The sequence below is a fragment of the Mycobacterium aquaticum genome (genome assembly GCF_002086485.1).
GTDB lineage: Bacteria > Actinomycetota > Actinomycetes > Mycobacteriales > Mycobacteriaceae > Mycobacterium > Mycobacterium aquaticum.
The window spans coordinates 53,857-73,983 of the sequence record NZ_MVHF01000011.1 but is presented as its reverse complement, the minus strand read 5'-3'; the positions used below and the strand labels follow the sequence as shown (position 1 = coordinate 73,983).

The following is a 20,127-nucleotide window of genomic DNA, read 5'->3' as shown; positions in this document are numbered from 1 at the left end:
TACCATCTGACTACACAAACTATAATCATAGGTTATGGAACTGCGGCAGCTCGAGTACTTCGTCGCCGTCACCGAGGAAGCCAACTTCACCCGCGCCGCGCAGCGGGTGCACGTCGCCCAGCCCGCGGTCAGCGCCCAGATCGCCCGGCTGGAGCGGGAATTGGGCCAGCCCCTGCTGGACCGGTCCCGCCGGGAGGTCCGGCTCACCGCGGCGGGCGAAGCGGTGTTGCCCTACGCGCGGGCCGCGCTCGAGGCGGTGCGTCAGGCCAGGACCGCGGTCGACGAGCTCGCCCAGTTGGTCCGCGGTTCGGTGACCATCGGCACCGTGACAGCCCACAACGTCGACATGCCGCAACTGCTCGCCGACTACCACGAGGCACATCCCGCGGTGGAGATCGCGCTGACCACCGACACCTCGGACGCGCTGATCGACGGTGTCCGTAGCGGCAGGTTCGACGTCGCGATCACCTCGGTCGGTTCCGACGAGGTGCCCGAGGGGCTGGCGGTCGCGACCACGACCGACCAGCCGATCGAGGCCGTGGTGGGCCGCACCGATCCCTGGGCGGCTCGCCGCACGGTCGGGCTCGCCGCGCTTGCGCAGCGCCCGCTCATCGCGCTGCCGGCCGGCGGCGGGATCCGGCGGCAGTTCGACCGGGCCTGTGTCGCGGCGGGGGTCACACCGCACGTCGTGTTCGAGGCTGCCACGCCCGATGCGCTCGCCGATCTCGCCGCTCGCGGGCTGGGTGTGGCGATCGTGCCGGGCTCGGTGGCGCGCGAACGCACCGATGTCCACGCGCTATCGATCCGGCCCGAACTGCGCGGCCGGTTGGTGCTGGCCTGGCGTGCGACCGGGCCGATCAGCCCGGCCGCGCGGGCCCTGATCGAGATGGCCGCCGAACTCGTCGGAGGTGGTGCCTAGAGTTAGGGCCGTGAGCCCTACCGCGACTGATGCCCCGCCTGTGTCGACCGACAAGCCCACGTTGATGCTGCTGGACGGCAACTCGCTGGCGTTCCGTGCGTTCTACGCCCTGCCCGCCGAGAACTTCAAGACCCAGGGCGGGCTCACCACCAACGCGGTGTACGGCTTCACCGCCATGCTCATCAACCTGCTGCGCGACGAGCAGCCCAGCCATATCGCCGCGGCGTTCGATGTCTCCCGCAAGACGTTCCGCAAGGACAAGTACCCGGAGTACAAGGAGGGGCGCTCGGCGACGCCCGACGAGTTCCGGGGCCAGATCGACATCACCAAAGAAGTGCTCAACGCGCTGGGCATCACCGTGCTGTCCGAGGAGGGCTTCGAGGCCGACGACATCATCGCGACCCTGGCCACGCAGGCCGAGGACGCCGGCTACCGGGTGCTCGTGGTCACCGGTGACCGGGACTCGTTGCAGTTGGTCAGCGACGACGTCACGGTGCTCTATCCGGTCAAGGGGGTCAGCGAGCTGACCAGGTTCACCCCGGACGCTGTCGTCGCCAAATACGGGTTGACCCCCACCCAGTACCCGGACTTCGCCGCACTCCGGGGCGACCCGAGCGACAACCTGCCCGGTATCCCCGGCGTGGGGGAGAAGACCGCCACCAAGTGGATCCTCGAGCACGGGTCGTTGCAGGCGCTGGTCGACAACGTCGACAAGGTCAAGGGCAAGGTCGGTGACGCGTTGCGCGCCAACCTTTCCCACGTCATCCTCAACCGCGAGCTGACCGAACTGGTCAAGAACGTGCCGTTGGCGCAGACCCCGGACACGCTGCGGATGCTGCCGTGGGATCGCGACCACATCCATCGGCTGTTCGACGACCTGGAGTTCCGGGTGCTGCGCGACCGGCTGTTCGACACCCTCAGCTCCGCCGATCCCGAGGTCGAGGCAGGTTTCGAGGTGCGTGGCGGTGTCCTCGCGCCCGGTGAGCTGGCGGCCTGGCTCGCCGAGCACAGCAACGGCCGACGCTTCGGCCTTGCCGTGGTCGGTACCCACCGGGCGTTCGACTCAGACGCCACCGCGCTGGCCATCGCCTCGGCCGACGGGGAAGGCTGCTACCTGGACACCGCGACGCTGACTCCCGACGACGAGGCGGCACTCGCGTCGTGGCTGGCCGATCCGGGCCCGCCGAAGGCGCTGCACGAAGCCAAGCTCGCCATGCACGATCTGGCCGGGCGCGGCTGGACCCTCGCGGGGGTCACGTCCGACACCGCGCTCGCCGCGTATCTGGTGCGGCCCGGGCAGCGCAGCTTCGCGCTCGACGACCTGTCCCTGCGTTATCTCAAACGCGAACTGCGCGCCGAAGACACCGGGCAGCAACAGCTTTCGCTGCTCGACGACACCGAGGGCGTCGACGAGCAGGCCGTGCAGACCCTGCTGCTGCGGGCCTCGGCGGTCGCCGACCTCGCCGACGCGCTCGACGAGGAACTGGCCCGCATCGACTCATCGTCACTGCTGGGCCAGATGGAACTGCCTGTGCAGCGGGTGCTCGCCGAGGTGGAGCAGACCGGCATCGCGGTCGACAGCGACCATCTCAAGGAACTGCAGAGCGACTTCGCCGATCAGATCCGCGACGCCGCCGAAGCCGCCTACGCGGTGATCGGCAAGCAGATCAACCTCGGCTCGCCCAAGCAGCTGCAGGTCGTGCTGTTCGACGAGCTGGAGATGCCCAAGACCAAGCGCACCAAGACCGGTTACACCACCGACGCCGACGCGCTGCAATCGTTGTTCGACAAGACCGGGCACCCGTTCCTGCAGCACATGCTCACCCACCGCGATGCCACCCGGCTCAAGGTGACCGTCGACGGCCTGCTGAATTCGGTGGCATCCGACGGCCGGATTCACACCACGTTCAACCAGACCATCGCCGCCACCGGCCGGCTCTCGTCCACCGAGCCCAACCTGCAGAACATCCCGATCCGCACCGAGGCCGGCCGGCGCATCCGGGACGCGTTCGTCGTCGGCGAGGGTTACGCCGAGCTGATGACGGCTGACTACAGCCAGATCGAGATGCGCATCATGGCCCACCTCTCCCGCGACGAGGGCCTCATCGAAGCGTTCAACACCGGTGAGGATCTGCATTCGTTCGTCGCGTCCCGAGCGTTCGATGTGCCCATCGACGAGGTCACCCCGGAGCTGCGCCGTCGGGTCAAGGCGATGTCCTACGGCCTGGCCTACGGGTTGAGCGCCTACGGCCTGGCCAGCCAGCTCAAGATCTCCACCGAAGAGGCCAAGCTGCAGATGGAGCAGTACTTCGCGCGGTTCGGCGGCATCCGGGACTACCTGCGCGACGTCGTCGATCAGGCCCGCAAGGACGGCTACACCTCGACGGTATTCGGCCGCAGGCGCTATCTGCCCGAGTTGGACAGCAGCAACCGCAACGTCCGGGAAGCCGCCGAGCGGGCCGCGCTCAACGCACCTATCCAGGGCAGTGCGGCCGACATCATCAAGGTCGCGATGATCAACGTCGACAAGGCCATCAAGGAGGCAGGGCTCAAATCCCGCATGCTGCTGCAGGTGCACGACGAATTGTTGTTCGAGGTCGTCGAGGGCGAGCGGGATTCCCTCGAGGCGCTGGTGCGTGAGCACATGGGCAACGCCTACCCGTTGGATGTGCCATTGGAGGTGTCGGTGGGCTACGGCCGCAGCTGGGACGCCGCCGCGCATTAGCGGTTGACTAGCGGGCGTCGGCCCCCAGGCCGAGGCCCAGCGCCACCAGCGCGGCACCCATCACACGTTCGATGCGGCGACGAATGTGGGCGCGGCCCAGGATGTTTCGTGCCCGGTGGGCGGCCATCACGACGCCGACGCACCACGAGGTGTCCACGACCAGCTGGATGACCGCCAGTACCAGCAGGGTGGGCAGCACGGGACCTGTTTTGGGCAGGAACTGCGGCAGCACGACGATGCCGAACGCCGCCGCCTTCGGGTTGGCGGCGATCGACACCAGTGCCGCGCGAAAGGCCGCGGCCGGAGTCCGTCCGCGCGGCGGCAGCGGCACCTCGATGTCGGCCGGATGCTTGGCGCTGCGCCATGCGCTGATCCCGAGCCAGACCAGGACTGCGGCGCCGACGACGTGCAGCACGAGCGACAGCACCTTGTTGGCCGTCAGCAGCATCGACAGGCCCGCGCCGCCGGCCAACGTCCATCCGAAGATGCCGATCTCATTGCCGAGCACGGCCGCCAGCCCCGCCGCCCGGCCGTCGCGCACCGAGCGATGCAGGAACAACACCGTCGCCGGTCCGGGCAGGGCGGCCAGGATCACCGATGCGATCAGGAACGCCGGCAGGACGTCGAGAATGTGGGCGAGCATGGGAAAAGTATCGCTGCGCAGCGCAAGCGATTAGTGCGGGGCAGCGCGGCCTGATCAGGCGGCCCGGTAGTTGGCCAACCAGCCCAGGATCGGCGCAGCGGACCGGGCCGAGGCGACGGCATAGACCTCTTCGTTGAGCAGCGCGTAGACCCGCTGGTCGCCGAATCCGCGGTCGATCCGGTCGCGGACGAACGCGAGCTCCACGACGGACGCGGCGAATCGGGCCACGGCCTTGCCCGCCGGGCGGCCGCCGGCGCGCGTCGCCTCGTTGATCGCGCCCCTCCTGGTGCGCAGTGATCCCAGCCAGGTCGCCTCGTTGTCGGTGATCAGGCCTGCGGCGACCATGCCGGGCAGTTTGGTGGCGACCAGGCGCTGTTCCCGGCGGCGGCTGGCGATGGCGACCGCGATCATCAATGCGAAGATCGGCACCATCCAGACCACGTAGACGACGAAGTAGGCGCCCACGCCCAGCAGTGACGAACCGTTCCACAACCCGTGCATGACCACCGCGCCGAGGTATCCGGTCAGCACGCAACAGAATCTGGTGACCGGCGAGCGCTGCTGCAGGGCGAAATACACCCCGATCGCCGTCATCGTCGTGAACAGTGGATGCGCGAACGGACCCATGATCAGCCGCATCCCGGCAGTCACCAGCGAACCGGCCAGCGAGTCCGCGTTGGCGATGTACATGATGTCTTCCAGCCAGGCGAATCCCACCCCGACGAGCCCGGCGTAGACCAGGCAGTCGGTCAGTGAATTGAGCTCGTTGCGGCGTCGGCCGGTCATCATGAGCAGCAGGAACGCGCCCTTGGCGGCCTCCTCGATGAACGGGGCCCGGATCGCGGTCGAGTCGACGCTCTCGGGCAGGAAAGTCCCGGGTGCCAGCACCGAATCCCCGATCAGGCCGACCACCAGCGAGATCAGCACCGCGATCGATGCGCCCCACCCGAAGGCCATCAGCAGCAGTCGCGGTGGTTCTGGCTCCCAGCGGTCCAGCCACAGGTAGGCGAACACCACGAGGGTCATGGTCGCGGTGGACAACACGAAACCGACGATGGCGCCCACGGGGTTGATCACCGTGAACAACAACACCAGCAGGCCGGTGAGCACGCCGAACGCGATCAGCACCCCCAGCGGCGCCCCCACCTTGCGGATCGGGCGCGGCATGGGGCCGGTGACCGGCAGCCAGGGGCGTGCCTGAGGTGTCGGTGCAGGGGAGGGGGGTGGGAACTGCATCGGGGAGTACGCCACGATCGAAGGGTAGCGGCGAGGTTCCATGGGGACCGGGTTTGTCCTGCGTGTGCCCAGTCGAGTACTCTCGTTAAGTACCTGTGTGCGCAGTTTGTCCGCACCCACCGGTCACCAATATCAACTGTTCAACTGTCCCTACGAGTAAACCTGTCCGGAGCAACCCACCACATGCCAAGTCCCTCCGTCACCTCGCCCCAAGTAGCCGTCAACGACATCGGCTCGGCTGAGGACTTTCTCGCCGCCATCGACAAAACCATCAAATACTTCAACGATGGCGACATCGTCGAGGGAACCATCGTCAAGGTTGACCGTGACGAGGTCCTGCTCGACATCGGCTACAAGACCGAAGGTGTCATCCCTTCCCGCGAACTCTCCATCAAGCACGATGTCGACCCCAACGAGGTCGTTTCCGTGGGCGATGAGGTCGAGGCCCTCGTTCTCACCAAGGAGGACAAGGAAGGCCGCCTGATCCTGTCCAAGAAGCGGGCTCAGTACGAGCGCGCCTGGGGCACCATCGAGGAGCTCAAGGAGAAGGACGAGGCCGTCAAGGGCACCGTCATCGAGGTCGTCAAGGGCGGCCTGATCCTCGACATCGGCCTGCGTGGCTTCCTGCCTGCCTCCCTCGTCGAGATGCGTCGCGTCCGCGATCTGCAGCCGTACATCGGCAAGGAGATCGAGGCCAAGATCATCGAGCTGGACAAGAACCGCAACAACGTGGTGCTGAGCCGCCGCGCCTGGCTGGAGCAGACCCAGTCCGAGGTGCGCAGCGAGTTCCTCAACCAGCTCACCAAGGGCGCCATCCGCAAGGGTGTCGTGTCCTCGATCGTCAACTTCGGCGCGTTCGTCGATCTCGGCGGTGTGGACGGCCTGGTGCACGTCTCGGAGCTGTCCTGGAAGCACATCGATCACCCGTCCGAGGTGGTTCAGGTGGGCGACGAGGTCACCGTCGAGGTGCTCGACGTCGACATGGATCGCGAGCGGGTTTCGCTGTCGCTCAAGGCGACTCAGGAAGACCCGTGGCGCCACTTCGCCCGTACCCACGCGATCGGTCAGATCGTGCCGGGCAAGGTCACCAAGCTGGTGCCGTTCGGTGCGTTCGTCCGCGTCGAGGAGGGCATCGAGGGTCTGGTGCACATCTCGGAGCTGTCCGAGCGTCACGTCGAGGTCCCGGACCAGGTGGTCCAGGTCGGCGACGACGCGATGGTCAAGGTCATCGACATCGACTTGGAGCGTCGCCGCATCTCGCTGAGCCTCAAGCAGGCCAACGAGGACTACACCGAGGAGTTCGACCCGTCGAAGTACGGCATGGCCGACAGCTACGACGAGCAGGGCAACTACATCTTCCCCGAGGGCTTCGACGCCGAGAGCAACGAATGGCTCGAAGGCTTCGAGAAGCAGCGTGACGAGTGGGAGGCCCGGTACGCCGAGGCCGAGCGCCGCCACAAGATGCACACCACTCAGATGGAGAAGTTCGCCGCTGCAGAGGCCGAGGCCGCCAGTGCCCCGGTGTCCAACGGTTCGTCGCGTTCGGAGGAATCGACCGGCGGAACGCTGGCCAGCGATGCTCAGCTCGCTGCGCTGCGCGAGAAGCTCGCGGGCAACGCCTAAGTAACGCAACAACAAATGCCCCGGCCCACGGCCGGGGCATTTGTTGTCGGTGCCGGCGAACGTGAAGAAGATCGCGGCTTTTCCGCGAAAAGTCGCCACCTACTTCACATTCGGCGACGGGATATGGTGTCCCAGTGCTTCGTATCGGGTTGACCGGCGGGATCGGCGCCGGAAAGTCAACGGTGTCCGCCACATTCGCAGACCTCGGCGGCATCGTCGTCGACGGCGACGTCATCGCGCGGGAGGTGGTCGAGCCCGGCACCGAGGGGCTGGCCAAGCTGGTCGAGGCGTTCGGGGACGGCATCCTGTTGCCGGACGGCGCGCTGAACCGGCCGGCCCTGGCGGCGGTCGCCTTCAGTGACCACGAGAAGCGCGCGACGTTGAACGGCATCGTGCACCCGCTGGTGGCGCACCGGCGGTCGGAGCTGATCGCAGCGGCGGCCGACGATGCCGTGATCGTCGAGGACATCCCACTGCTGGTGGAGTCCCAGATGGCGCCGATGTTCCCGCTGGTGGTGATCGTCAACGCCGACGTCGAGACGCGGGTCCAGCGGCTCATCGAATACCGCGGCTTCAGCGAGCAGGACGCGCGGGCCCGCGTCGCGGCGCAGGCGACCGAAGAGCAGCGCCGTGCGGTGGCCGACGTGTGGCTGGACAACTCCGGGTCCGCCGGTGCGCTCGTCGAGCAGGCCCGCGGCCTCTGGCACGAGCGCATCCTGCCGTTCGCGCACAATCTGCAGGAGCGCAGGCCCGCGCACGTTGTGCCCAAGGTGGTGCCGTACGACCCGACATGGCCCGATCAGGCGCGTCGCATCATCGCCCGGCTCAGCACGGCCTGCGGGCACCGCGCGGTCCGCATCGATCACATCGGCTCGACGGCGGTGCCCGGGATGGACGCCAAGGATGTCATCGACATCCAGATCACGGTGAGGTCCCTCGAGATCGCCGACGAACTCGAGGAGCCGCTGCTGGCCGCAGGCTATCCGCGGATCGCTTCGATCACGTACGACAATCGGCATTCCCGGCCGCATTCGGAAGATCCGACCGTGTGGCACAAGCGTTTTCACGCCTCGGCGGACCCGGGCCGGCCCACCAACGTGCATGTGCGGGTGGACGGTTGGCACAACCAGCGGTTCGCGTTGCTGTTCCGGGATTGGCTGGCGGCCAATCCGGCGGTGCAGCCGGAGTATCTCGAGGTCAAGCGGGCCGCGATGGGCGCGCCGGACTATACCGAGGCGAAAGAACCGTGGTTCATGGATGCCTACCAGCGGGCCTGGCTCTGGGCCGACACCACCGGCTGGCAGCCCTAACCGGCGGGCGGCGGCGCGACGGCGGCGGGCGGCGGTACCGCGGCGTCGACGGGCCCGGTGCCGGGGGACAGCGGGGCGCCACACGCCAGGCTGCCGTAGGTCGGGTCGTCGTGCGGCCGTGTCAGCCGCGGTGCGACCCAGGTGTCGGCCTGGGCGACGATCTGGTCGTCCACCAGGATCTCGCAGTGCAGGTTCGCCGAGTACGGCCAGTCGATCGACACCGTCATGCCGGCGAGCTGCGGATTGGACACCACGCCGGTGGCCTCGAAGACCCGGCCCGGCAGCATCGTCGGGTTGGCGCTGTTGATGTTGTTGTCGTCGAGCTTGTAGGAGACCATCGCGTTGCGCGACACTCCGTCGATCCTGGCCCGGTAAGTGGCGTTGTGAAGTTGCTGGTCCGGCTGCGGCGCCGCGCTTGGCTGGGGTGGGGCGTCGGGATCCGCTCCCGCGACGGCGGGTATCAACTGCGCGCCGAAGAGCAGTCCTGCCAGTACGGCAGCCGTCACCCCGGCGTACTTAGTTGGGCTCATGATTGCCGACCTTACAAGGTCGGCCACGTGAGGGCCATGCCGTTGCCGGCAAGCCACCGGTCGAGGTCGTAGCCGTTGCGGGCGAGGCCGTCGATGGCGCCCGCGGCGCGCTCGATGGCCCGCTCGGCGGTCTCCGGGCTGAGCAGGCCGTGGCGCACCGCCGTCATCAGTTCGTCCACGTCGTCGAGCTCGACGCCGATCCCCGTGCGCACGACGAGGTCGAGGTAGTGGTCTTCCGAATACCACCTGGTGTCGCCCGCGGTGAACCGGCCGACGTCCAGGTAGAAATCCTGGTCGCGCTCATGGCCCGGGTTGAAGTGGAAGATCGTGGCCCGCAGCCCCAGCGACGGCAGCAGCCAGGACTGCAGGTAGTGGAACTGCGCGCGGCCCGGCGTTGGACGCGCGAGGTACAGGCCCCAGGGTTCGACGGTGTACACGTCGACTGCCCGCACGATCCCTTTCGGGTCGGTGTTCGTGCGGGCGACCAGGTCGAATGTCTCGTGCTTGGGCGGGTGAATGGGGTCAGCCTACGCGGGCAGTGAACACCCCAGGAAGTTGTCGGAGGTCAGTTCTACCCTGGTGAACATGGCCTTCGCGACCGAACATCCCGTGCTTGCGTACTCGGAGTATCGCGCTGTCGACGAAGTGGTCCGCGTCGGCGGCCGGTTCGAGGTGGTCAGCGAGTACGAGCCGGCCGGTGACCAGCCGGCCGCCATCGATGAGCTGCAACGCCGCATCGAGGCAGGAGAACGCGACGTGGTGCTGCTCGGCGCCACCGGTACGGGTAAGTCGGCCACCACGGCGTGGCTCATCGAGCGGTTGCAGCGGCCCACCCTGGTGATGGCGCCGAACAAGACACTTGCCGCGCAGCTCGCCAACGAGCTTCGGGAGATGCTGCCGCACAACGCGGTCGAGTACTTCGTGTCGTATTACGACTACTACCAACCCGAGGCGTACATCGCGCAGACCGACACGTACATCGAGAAGGACAGCTCGATCAACGACGATGTCGAGCGGCTGCGGCACTCGGCGACCTCCAGCCTGCTGTCGCGGCGCGACGTCGTGGTGGTCGCCTCGGTGTCGTGCATCTACGGCCTCGGTACGCCGCAGTCCTACCTGGACCGCTCGGTGGAGCTGAACGTGGGCGACGAGGTGCCCCGCGACGGTCTGCTGCGACTGCTGGTGGACGTCCAGTACAACCGCAACGACATGGCGTTCACCCGCGGAACGTTCCGGGTGCGTGGCGACACCGTCGAGATCATCCCGTCCTACGAAGAGCTGGCGGTCCGCATCGAGTTCTTCGGCGACGAGATCGAGGCGCTGTACTACCTGCATCCGCTGACCGGTGACATCGTCCGCCAGGTCGATTCGCTGCGGATCTTCCCGGCCACCCATTACGTGGCCGGGCCCGAGCGCATGGCACGTGCCATCGCGACCATCGAGGAGGAGCTGGAAGAGCGGCTCTCCGAGTTGGAGCGGCAGGGCAAACTGCTTGAGGCCCAGCGGCTGCGGATGCGCACCAACTACGACGTCGAGATGATGAAGCAGGTCGGCTTCTGCTCGGGTATCGAGAACTACTCACGCCACATCGACGGACGCCCGGCTGGTTCGGCACCGGCCTGCCTGCTCGACTACTTCCCCGAGGATTTCCTACTGGTCATCGACGAGTCTCACGTGACCGTTCCGCAGATCGGCGGCATGTACGAGGGCGACATGTCCCGCAAGCGCAACCTGGTGGACTTCGGCTTCCGGCTCCCGTCCGCGGTCGACAACCGGCCGTTGACCTGGGAGGAGTTCGCCAGCCGCATCGGTCAGACGGTGTACCTGTCGGCCACCCCCGGCCCGTACGAGATCGGCCAGGCCGGCGGCGAGTTCGTCGAACAGGTCATCCGCCCGACCGGGTTGGTGGACCCCAAGGTGATCGTCAAGCCCACCAAGGGGCAGATCGACGATCTGATCGGCGAGATCCGCATCCGCACCGAACGCGACGAGCGTGTCCTGGTGACCACCCTGACCAAGAAGATGGCCGAGGACCTCACCGACTATCTGTTGGAACTCGGCATCCGGGTGCGCTACCTGCATTCCGAGGTCGACACCCTGCGCCGGGTCGAGCTGCTGCGGCAATTGCGGTTGGGCGAGTACGACGTGCTGGTCGGCATCAACCTGCTCCGCGAGGGTCTCGACCTGCCGGAGGTGTCGCTGGTGGCGATTCTCGACGCCGACAAGGAGGGGTTCCTGCGCTCGACCCGCAGCCTGATCCAGACCATCGGTCGCGCGGCCCGCAACGTGTCCGGCGAGGTGCACATGTACGCCGACAAGATCACGGATTCGATGCGTGAGGCCATCGACGAGACCGAGCGACGCCGAGCCAAGCAGATCGCCTACAACGAGGCCAACGGCATCGATCCAAAGCCGTTGCGCAAGAAGATCGCCGACATCCTCGACCAGGTCTACCGCGAGGCCGACGATACCGAGGCGGTCGAGGTCGGTGGGTCCGGGCGCAACGCGTCCCGCGGTCGCCGGGCGCAAGGCGCGCCAGGCCGCGCGGTCAGCGCGGGCATCATCGAGGGCCGCGACACGTCGAACATGCCGCGGGCCGAATTGGCGGATCTCATCAAGGATCTGACCGAGCAGATGATGACTGCGGCGCGCGACCTGCAGTTCGAGCTGGCCGCCCGCATCCGCGACGAGGTCGCGGACCTGAAAAAGGAGTTGCGGGGTATGGACGCGGCGGGTCTTAAATAGCCCCCGTGTCCATCTTGTCCACGCCCCTGGTGGCCGATGCTCTCGCGCGTCTGTTCTCGTCCACCGTCAACCCGGAGCCCAAACCCGGTGTCCGCTTCCCCGAAATCCCGGGCGACACAACGTCGGTGGCGATTCCGACCCGGTACGGCGATACCGCGGCAACCATCTACTGGCCGAAGGCCGGCAGTGCCACCCCCGCGGTGTACGTCAATGTGCACGGTGGCGGCTTCGTCGTGGGGCACCGTGACCAGGACGATCCGTGGTGCCGTTACCTCGCCGCGCACGCGAATGTCGTTGTCGTCAACACCGATTACGTGCTGGCCCCGCAGCACCGGTTTCCGGCGCCCGTCGAGCAGATCTACGACGTCCTGGTGTGGGCGTCCGACGCCGAGCGCGAGTGGGACGGCACCCGACTGTGCGTCGGTGGGCAGAGCGCGGGAGGCAGCCTGTCCGCTGCAGCGGCACGGCTGGCCCTGGAGCGCGGCGGCCCCGGCATCGCCCTGCAGGTGCTGCACTATCCGCCGCTGGATCTGGTGACCGCGACTCGGGACAAGAGCTCGCCGCTGGGCGGCAAGGCCGTGATGCGGCCGTGGATGGGTGAGGTGTTCGACACCGCGTACATCCCCGATCCTGCGCGACGTGTCGATCGGCTGGCTTCACCGGCCTACCGGGACAACGCCGACGGTATCGACGGCATCGCGCCCGCACTCGTGATCACCGCCGAGTACGACCGGCTGCGGGCCGAGGCCTGGCGTTACGCGCAGAAGCTGGATGCCGTCGGGGCTTTGGCCGAGTATCACGAAGTACGCGGTGTCGACCATGGTTACAACATCATGAGCAACGCCGGCGACAGCACTCGGCAGGTGTACGACCTGATCGCCGGGCACGTCAGCTGGGCCACCGCGGGACGGAAATGAGCCGACCTTGACCTCAACGGCTGTTGAGCTCCTAACGTCACTGCCGTGACCGAGACCGTGACGGCCGAAGCCGAGGGCACCTGGCGGCAGCTCCTGGGGGCCAGACACCTTGGCGCGTCGACCGTGTTGGCCGGTGGCGTGCTGCTGTACGCCACCAACGAGTTCATCACCATCAGCCTGTTGCCCAGCGCGGTCACCGACATCGGTGGTCACCGCTTGTACGCGTGGGTCACCACGGTGTATCTGGTGGCGTCGGTGGTCGCGGCGACGACGGTGCACTCGGTGCTGATGCGGATGGGCCCGCGGCGCGCGTATCTGCTCGGCCTTGCGGTGTTCTGCGCAGGGAGCCTGGGTTGTGCCCTGGCGCCCAGCATGCCGCTGCTGCTCGCGAGCCGCACGGTGCAGGGTTTCGCAGGCGGGTTGCTGGCCGGACTGGGCTACGCCGTCATCAACACCGCGCTGCCGAAGAGCTTGTGGACCAAGGCTTCCGCGCTGGTTTCGGCGATGTGGGGGGTGGGCACGGTGATCGGCCCGGCTGCCGGCGGGTTGTTCGCGCAGTGGGGCCTGTGGCGGTGGGCGTTCGGGGTGCTCGCAGCGCTGACCGCGGCGATGGCGGTGCTGGTGCCGTTCGCACTGCCCGGTCGGGACCGGGCCGAATCGCGCCCGCCGGTGCCGGGTATCCCGGTGTGGTCGCTGGTGCTGTTGGGCTCGGCGGCGATGGCGGTCAGCGTGGCCGGTGTTCCGCACGACCCGCGGGCCACCGTGGCGATGCTGGTGGTCGGTCTCGCACTGGTCGGCTGCTTCCTGGTGGTCGACCGGCGGGCCGCGTCGACTGTGTTGCCGCCCAGCGCTTTCGGGGCAGGCCCGCTGAAATGGATCTACCTGACCCTGGGCGTACTGATGGCCGCAACCATGGTCGACACCTATGTGCCGTTGTTCGCCCAACGGCTGGCCCACCTCACGCCGGTCGTGGCGGGCTTTTTCGGCGCGGTGCTCTCGGTCGGCTGGACCGTCGGCGAGCTTGTCAGCGCGTCCGTCCGCAACGAGCGGGGCTTGGTGCGGACGGTGGCGCTGGCGCCGCTGGTGGTGGCGGTGGGCCTGGCGTCGGCGGCAGTGCTGGTGCGCGCCGGGATGGCGCCCGGTTTGGTGGCGGGGTGGGCTGTCGCCCTGCTGCTCGCCGGCATCGGCATCGGCAGTGCCTGGCCACATTTGTCGGCTTGGGCGATGAGCAGTGTGGACGACCCGGCGGAAGGGCCGGCCGCGGCGGCGGCCATCAACACCGTGCAGCTGATCTGCGGGGCGTTCGGTGCGGGGCTCACCGGCGTGGTGGTCAACCTGGCGGACGGCAGCGACGTGTTCGCCGCGAGGTGCCTCTTCGTCACTCTCGCGGTGCTGGCCGCACTGGGTGCGGTGGCGTCGGCCCGCGCCGCGCGCCGCTGACGACGCCTACTCCGCGTCGGTGTCGAGTTGGTGGACTGCGGTGACCCCGTCGATGCCGGCCAGCACGGTCGATGCCGCGAGGATCCCGCTGCCTGACAGCGTCAGCATCACCCCGCACTGACCGGCCCCGCCGGGCGAACCCTGCGGGGCGTCGGCGACCAGATCCGTCAGCTGCCATTGCCTGCGCTCGCAGGCCTGCAGCAGTTGGTGCATGACACCGCGACCGTCGGCATAGGTGACATGCATGCGGACCGATCCGCCCAGGCGTGCGGTGAGTCGTCTGACCACGGGCATGAAACCCAGCACGATCAGGAAGTGCATCGCCGTCACCGTGCAGGCGAGCAGGAAAAGCCCGGCGCCCGCGGCCATTCCGATCGCCGCGGACTCCCAGACCGCCGCGGCGGTGGTCAGGCCGTGTACCGACCCGCGTCGGACGATGATGATGCCGGCACCGAGAAACCCTATGCCGGAGACGATCTGGGCGGCGACCCGGGACGGGTCGACGACCACCAAACCCGTGGCCAACACGTCGCCGAAGCCGTACTTGCTGACCAACAGGATCAGCGCGGCCGCGGTACCGACAATGGTCTGGGTACGCAGCCCGGCGGCTTTGCCCTGGACTTCGCGTTCCAGCCCGATCAACGCCGTCAGCCCGAACGCGACGAACAGCTCGGCGATCTGACGGGAACCTTGCCCCGCACCGCCGAAGAACGCCGGGTCGGCCAGCCAGAGATCCATATCGAAGAAGTTAGCGTGCGCACGATGACTTTTGGCCGCGTCTGAGGTCTGTTTTGGCATAGGCCGCCAACTGACGAGGAGCGAACTCATGTCTGCACAACCCGTTGCCTATCCCGATGTCGCCACTCGGGAGGAGTGGCTCCAGGCGCGTACCAAGCTGCTGGCCCGCGAACGCGAAGTGACCCACCTGCGCGATGCCGTCAACGCCGAACGCCGTCGGCTGCCGATGGTGCCGGTCACCAAGAACTACGTGTTCGAGGGTCCCGACGGGGAGGTCAGCCTGCTGGACATGTTCGAGGGGCGCAGCCAGCTCTACATTCACCACTTCATGTGGATCGACGCGGTCGACGCCGGCTGCCCGAGTTGCACCGCCGCGGCGGATCTGACGTTCACCGATGAGGACCGAAAGCTGTTGCACGGCAAGGATGTCACCTTCGCATGCGTATCGCGGGCGCCATATGCGAGCATCGCCGCCTACCGCGATCAGCACGGCTGGACGTTCCCGTGGTACTCGTCTCGCGACAACGATTTCACCTACGACTACCACGTGACGCTCGATCCTTCGCGAGCGCCGGTCGAATACAACTACAAGTCGCTCGACGAGTTGCACGCCGACGGATGGACGGATGCCGACCTGCGCGGCGACTGGCCCGGTGCCAGCGTCTTCCTGCGTCGCGGCGACGACGTGTTCCACACGTACTCGGCGTATGCCCGCGGTCTGGATCATTCCGCCGTGGGCTATCCGTTCCTGGATCTGACGCCGTACGGCCGCCAGGAACCTTGGGAGGACTCGCCCGCCGGTTGGCCCCAAGGCGGTCCGGCGGTGGGCAGGCCGGTCGGGGCGGACGAGGGTTAGCGATCATCAAGATCGAAACGGTAGGCGGGCGAGGCTGCGGCTGGCACTGTGATGGGCACTGCGGGTGTGGCTGAGTGGCTAGGCACCGGCCTGCAAAGCCGTTAACGCGGGTTCGAATCCCGTCACTCGCTCGCATGGGTCAGGGGAAGTCGGGCGGTATCTCGACGCTCGTCGAGGTGCCGCCCGGCCGCCCCGATCGTGGCCGTGACGCCCAACCGGGGTAGGTCTCGGTACGGGTTCTCCCACCCTTTCGAGTCGCGGCTAGGGTCGCGTGGTGTGACGAGATCGTTGGAGCGGCCGTGGGATGAGCGGTCGGCGGACATACCGGCCGATGTCCAGGTGCGCGGCGCCCGCGAGCACAACCTCAAGAACATAGACGTCGATGTTCCGAGGGACGCACTGGTGGTCTTCACCGGTGTGTCGGGATCTGGCAAGTCATCACTGGCATTCGGCACGTTGTTCGCCGAGTCGCAGCGCCGCTATCTGGAATCGGTGGCTCCGTACGCACGTCGACTGATCGACCAGGTGGGTGTTCCCGACGTCGACTCCATCGAGGGGATGCCCCCCGCGGTGGCCCTGCAGCAGCAGCGTGGCGCGGGCAGCGCCCGGTCATCGGTGGGCAGCGTGACGACACTGTCGAGCCTGGTCCGCATGCTCTACTCGCGTGCCGGGCACTATCCGGCGGACCAGCCCATGCTGTTCGCGGAGGATTTCTCCCCGAACACCGTGCCGGGCGCGTGCCCGACCTGTCACGGCATCGGCCGGGTGTACGAGGTGCCCGAGGAACTCATGGTGCCCGATCCGTCGCTGACCATCCGCGACCGGGCCATCGCGGCGTGGCCGGCGGCATGGCACGGGCAGAACCTGCGCGACATCCTGGTGTCGCTGGGCTACGACGTCGACACGCCGTGGAAGGACCTGCCGAAGAAGGATCGGGACTGGATCCTCTATACCGACGAGCGGCCAACCGTGCCGGTGTATGCGGGGTTCACCCCGGCGCAGACGCGTCGGGCCGTGGCCATGGAGATGGAGCCCAGCTACCAGGGCACGTTCACCGGCGCCCGGCGCTACGTCCTGGACACCTTCGCCAACACCAAGAGCGCGCAGATGAAGAAGCGCGTCTCCCAGTTCGTCCGCGGCGCGGTCTGTTCGACGTGCGACGGCAAGTTGCTCAAGCCCGAGGCCTTGTCGGTCACCTTCGAGGGTTTCGACATCGCCGAACTCTCTGGGCTGTCGCTGATCCGGCTTGCCGAGTTGCTGGAACCCGTGGCCGCCGGCACCCCGGCGCACCACGCGGATTCCGACATCGCCGTCGAAAAACGGGCCGCCGCCGGACGTTTGGCGGCCGAACTGCTCGAGCGGCTGCACCCGATCATGGATCTGGGCCTGGGCTACCTGTCGTTGGACCGCAGCACCCCGACGTTGTCGTCGGGTGAACTGCAGCGGCTGCGCCTGGCCACCCAACTGTCGTCACAGCTGTTCGGCGTGGTGTACGTGCTCGACGAGCCATCGGCAGGTCTGCACCCACGCGACCGGGACGCGTTGCTGGGGATTCTGCAGGGGCTCAAGCGACGCGGTAACAGCGTCTTCCTCGTCGAGCACTCGCTCGACATCATCGGCGCCGCAGACTGGTTGGTGGACATCGGACCCGGAGCCGGCGAGCGCGGCGGCCAGATCCTCTACAGCGGCCCACCGGAAGGTCTGCGGAAAGTAGACGAATCCTCCACGCGGCGTTACCTTTTCGGTTTGACGAAGCCAGTTTCGCGCACCCCGCGGGAGCCCAGTGGCTGGCTGCGGCTGGAACACGTGAGCCGCAACAACCTTCACGACGTGGCAGTGTCGTTCCCGCTGAAATGTCTGACCGCCGTCACCGGAATCTCGGGCGCCGGGAAATCCAGCCTGGTGAGTCAGGCGCTGCCGACGCTGGTCGCCGAGTACCTGGGCGCCCCCGTGACGGGTGCGACCGACGATACGTCCGATGACGACGATCTGCTGCTGGCAGGCGATTCCGCACCGGTCGACGGCAAGATCGTCGGCGACATCGGTGGCTTGCGACGTGTGGTGAGCATCGATCAGAAACCCATCGGCCGCACACCCCGGTCCAACGTCGCCACTTACACCGGCATGTTCGACCACATCCGTCGTCGTTTCGCCGAGACACCGGAATCGCGGCGCCGCGGCTACAAGGCCGGGCGGTTCTCGTTCAACGTCGCGTCGGGACGCTGCCCGACGTGTGAGGGTGAAGGGTGGGTGATGGTCGAGTTGCTGTTCTTGCCCAGCGTCTACACCCCCTGCTCTGACTGCGACGGAACTCGCTACAAGGCAAGCACTTTGGAGATCACCTGGCGTGATCGCAACATCGCCGAGATCCTGGAGATGGGTGTCGAGCAGGCCCGCGATTTCTTCGAAGGGGAAGCCGAGATCCTGCGCTCCCTGACGGTGCTCTGTGATGTCGGGCTGGGGTATCTGCGGCTGGGCCAGCCCGCGACCGAGCTCTCCGGCGGCGAAGCCCAACGCGTCAAGCTCGCCACCGAACTGCAACGGGCACACCGCGGCGACGCGCTCTACCTGCTCGACGAACCATCCGCGGGTTTGCATCCCGCCGACACCGACCGGCTGATGGTGCACCTGCAGAAGCTGGTGGACGCGGGCAACACGGTGGTGGTGGTCGAACTCGACATGCGGGTGGTCGCACAGGCCGACTACGTCATCGACCTCGGCCCGGGTGCCGGAGGAGATGGTGGACGTGTGGTCGCGACCGGGACACCGGTGCAGGCGTCGACGCACGCCGACAGTGCGAGTGCGCCCTACCTGGCTGAGGCGCTGAAGCTGGCGGCGAGCCCGGCCTGATGCCCCTGCCGCAGCTCGCCGACATCCTCACGACTCTGGACCTCACCGCATCCGGTGACGACACGTTCATCGCCGACCAGATCGACAATGCCGACCATCACATCATCGGTGGTCACATCGCCGCGCAGGCGCTGATGGCGGCCAGTCGCACCGCGGCGGGCCGGTTGCCACACAGTGTGCACGTCTATCTGCTGCGGGCCGGCGATGCCCGGTACCCGGTGCAGATGAGGGTTGCGCGGCTGCGTGACGGGGGCACGTTGTCGACGCGGCAGATCACCGCGCACCAGGACGGGGAAATCCTGCTGGAGGCACTGGCCTCGTTCAGTGCACCTGTCGACAGCGCCGAGTATCAGCGGGCGCTGCCCGAGGTTCCCGACCCGGAAACGCTACCCGCGGTTGAGGATCAGCTGACTGCGTACGCCGACGAGTTCGGCGGATTCTGGGTGCTGCCGCAAGCCATCGAGCGGCGCTACGTCGACGCCCCGCCCAGGTTGGCACTGGAGCTGCCCGCGCCTGTGGGCCAAACCCGAATGTGGTGGCGCCCAGCCGAATCGGTGCCCGATGATCCGATCCTCAACAGCTGCCTGCTCACCTACGTCTCGGGCACCACCATGCTGGAGGCAGCGCTGACGATGCGGCGGACCTCCCAGCTCGCATCCTTCTCGGCGCTCATCGATCACGCGGTCTGGTTCCAGCGGCCTGCCGACCTGTCGGATTGGGTGCTCTCCGATCAGGTGTCGCCCAGCGGAATTCACGGGCGCGGGCTTAGCAGCGCGACGATGTACAACCGCGCGGGCCAACTTGTGTGCACTGCCACCCAGGAGTTGTACTTCGGTCGCGACCGGGCGCGCTGAGTATCGTCAAAGCTGTTGGTGGGTAAGGGCTTTGATCGCAGAACGTGAGCTGGGTCATGAATTGACCCCCGGCCGGGCCTTGGCTACGTCGGGACGGCGCGCGTAGCGTGGATCACGGTTGGTGTCGATTCGGCGGCCGCTGCGGTTAACATCAGACCCGGTAGACGCCACCGGGCGGAGAACGCCGGTTGTTTTGCCGGTTGTGCGTACGGGTGTCGTGAATCGTGCCCGTCTTCAGCCGGCACCGGGTTACTGTCGCGGATGGCGTTGCAACTGACACTGGGAGGGTATGGATGAGCGCCTATCGCACCGTGGTGGTTGGTACGGACGGATCTGATTCGTCGCTGCGTGCTGTGGACCGCGCCGGTCAGATCGCCGCCGGGTCGAACGCGAAGCTGATCGTGGCGACCGCGTACTTCCCCCAGAGCGAGGACCAGCGCGCCGCCGACGTGCTCAAGGACGAGGGTTACCAGATGGCGGGTAACGCCCCCATCTACGCCATCCTGCGCGAGGCGTCGGAGCGTGCCAAGGCCGCCGGTGCCACCGAGATCGAGGAGCGCCCGGTCGTCGGCGCCCCGGTGGACGCCCTGGTAGAACTCGCCGAGGACGTCAAGGCAGACCTGCTGGTGGTCGGCAACGTCGGCCTGAGCACCATCGCCGGCCGGCTGCTCGGCTCGGTGCCCGCGAACGTGGCACGCCGGTCCAAGACCGACGTGCTCATCGTCCACACCAGCTAGCGGC

16 protein-coding genes and 1 tRNA gene are annotated in these 20,127 nt (G+C 67.4%); 12 read left to right on the top strand and 5 right to left on the bottom strand.

The genetic code is table 11. The annotated features are described in order from the left end of the window. Positions 1-34 precede the first annotated feature (34 nt). Together BST13_RS13675 and polA are read left to right on the top strand one after the other, a co-directional pair. Complete coding sequence (locus BST13_RS13675) at positions 35-919, top strand: LysR substrate-binding domain-containing protein (protein ID WP_083164571.1); 885 nt, start codon at positions 35-37, stop codon at positions 917-919. 64 nt (positions 920-983) lie between these two features. Next, complete coding sequence (polA, locus tag BST13_RS13670; RefSeq protein WP_170064292.1) at positions 984-3,644, top strand: DNA polymerase I; 2,661 nt, start codon at positions 984-986, stop codon at positions 3,642-3,644. A 7-nt stretch (positions 3,645-3,651) separates the two neighbouring features. Here polA and BST13_RS13665 read toward each other — a convergent pair whose 3' ends face one another. Beyond that, positions 3,652-4,287: a LysE family translocator gene (locus tag BST13_RS13665; RefSeq protein WP_083164569.1), complete on the bottom strand. Its 636-nt coding sequence runs from the start codon at positions 4,285-4,287 to the stop codon at positions 3,652-3,654. A gap of 54 nt (positions 4,288-4,341) precedes the next feature. Then, the gene (locus BST13_RS13660) at positions 4,342-5,595 is read right to left on the bottom strand and encodes a PrsW family intramembrane metalloprotease (protein ID WP_425437017.1); all 1,254 of its coding nucleotides are present in this window, start codon (positions 5,593-5,595) and stop codon (positions 4,342-4,344) included. A 111-nt stretch (positions 5,596-5,706) separates the two neighbouring features. Here BST13_RS13660 and rpsA point away from each other — a divergent pair, with 111 nt between their 5' ends. Further along, a complete protein-coding gene (gene rpsA, locus BST13_RS13655) occupies positions 5,707-7,146 on the top strand; it encodes a 30S ribosomal protein S1 (RefSeq protein WP_029373057.1) in 1,440 nt (479 codons plus the stop codon). A 134-nt stretch (positions 7,147-7,280) separates the two neighbouring features. After that, positions 7,281-8,456, top strand: coding sequence for a dephospho-CoA kinase (coaE, locus tag BST13_RS13650; protein ID WP_083164568.1), 1,176 nt, complete (start codon positions 7,281-7,283; stop codon positions 8,454-8,456). Here the strand turns inward: coaE and BST13_RS13645 are convergent. Beyond that, positions 8,453-8,986, bottom strand: a complete 534-nt coding sequence (locus BST13_RS13645) for a hypothetical protein (RefSeq protein WP_083164567.1) — start codon at positions 8,984-8,986, stop codon at positions 8,453-8,455. The genes coaE and BST13_RS13645 overlap by 4 nt on opposite strands. 11 nt (positions 8,987-8,997) lie before the next feature. Then, complete coding sequence (locus tag BST13_RS13640; protein WP_211296089.1) at positions 8,998-9,504, bottom strand: ribonuclease FAU-1 family protein; 507 nt, start codon at positions 9,502-9,504, stop codon at positions 8,998-9,000. A gap of 67 nt (positions 9,505-9,571) precedes the next feature. On the opposite strand from BST13_RS13640, the gene uvrB reads away from it, so the two are divergent. Genes uvrB through BST13_RS13625 form a run of 3 tightly spaced genes read left to right on the top strand, consistent with a single transcriptional unit; the run spans position 9,572 to position 14,088 of the window. Further along, positions 9,572-11,731, top strand: a complete 2,160-nt coding sequence (uvrB, locus tag BST13_RS13635) for an excinuclease ABC subunit UvrB (protein WP_083164565.1) — start codon at positions 9,572-9,574, stop codon at positions 11,729-11,731. A 5-nt stretch (positions 11,732-11,736) separates the two neighbouring features. Next, positions 11,737-12,648 (top strand): alpha/beta hydrolase, encoded by a 912-nt coding sequence (locus BST13_RS13630; RefSeq protein WP_083164564.1) that lies wholly within the window; start codon positions 11,737-11,739, stop codon positions 12,646-12,648. Positions 12,649-12,693: 45 nt separating this feature from the next. Further along, on the top strand, positions 12,694-14,088 hold the full coding sequence (locus BST13_RS13625; RefSeq protein ID WP_083164563.1) for an MFS transporter: 1,395 nt from the start codon (positions 12,694-12,696) through the stop codon (positions 14,086-14,088). Positions 14,089-14,094: 6 nt separating this feature from the next. Here BST13_RS13625 and BST13_RS13620 read toward each other — a convergent pair whose 3' ends face one another. After that, positions 14,095-14,826 (bottom strand): MgtC/SapB family protein, encoded by a 732-nt coding sequence (locus BST13_RS13620; protein ID WP_083164562.1) that lies wholly within the window; start codon positions 14,824-14,826, stop codon positions 14,095-14,097. 88 nt (positions 14,827-14,914) lie between these two features. Between BST13_RS13620 and BST13_RS13615 the strand changes: the two genes are divergently transcribed. From BST13_RS13615 to BST13_RS13595, 5 genes are all read left to right on the top strand, one after another. Further along, entirely contained in the window at positions 14,915-15,682 is a 768-nt protein-coding gene (locus BST13_RS13615; protein WP_083164561.1) for a DUF899 domain-containing protein, read from the top strand. A gap of 60 nt (positions 15,683-15,742) precedes the next feature. Then, a tRNA-Cys gene (locus tag BST13_RS13610) sits at positions 15,743-15,813 on the top strand. A 145-nt stretch (positions 15,814-15,958) separates the two neighbouring features. Further along, positions 15,959-18,532: an excinuclease ABC subunit UvrA gene (locus BST13_RS13605; RefSeq protein WP_245839591.1), complete on the top strand. Its 2,574-nt coding sequence runs from the start codon at positions 15,959-15,961 to the stop codon at positions 18,530-18,532. Then, positions 18,532-19,386 (top strand): acyl-CoA thioesterase, encoded by an 855-nt coding sequence (locus BST13_RS13600; RefSeq protein ID WP_083164559.1) that lies wholly within the window; start codon positions 18,532-18,534, stop codon positions 19,384-19,386. The genes BST13_RS13605 and BST13_RS13600 overlap by 1 nt, the downstream gene beginning before the upstream one ends. Positions 19,387-19,679: 293 nt before the next feature. After that, positions 19,680-20,123: a universal stress protein gene (locus BST13_RS13595; protein WP_083164558.1), complete on the top strand. Its 444-nt coding sequence runs from the start codon at positions 19,680-19,682 to the stop codon at positions 20,121-20,123. Positions 20,124-20,127 lie beyond the last annotated feature (4 nt).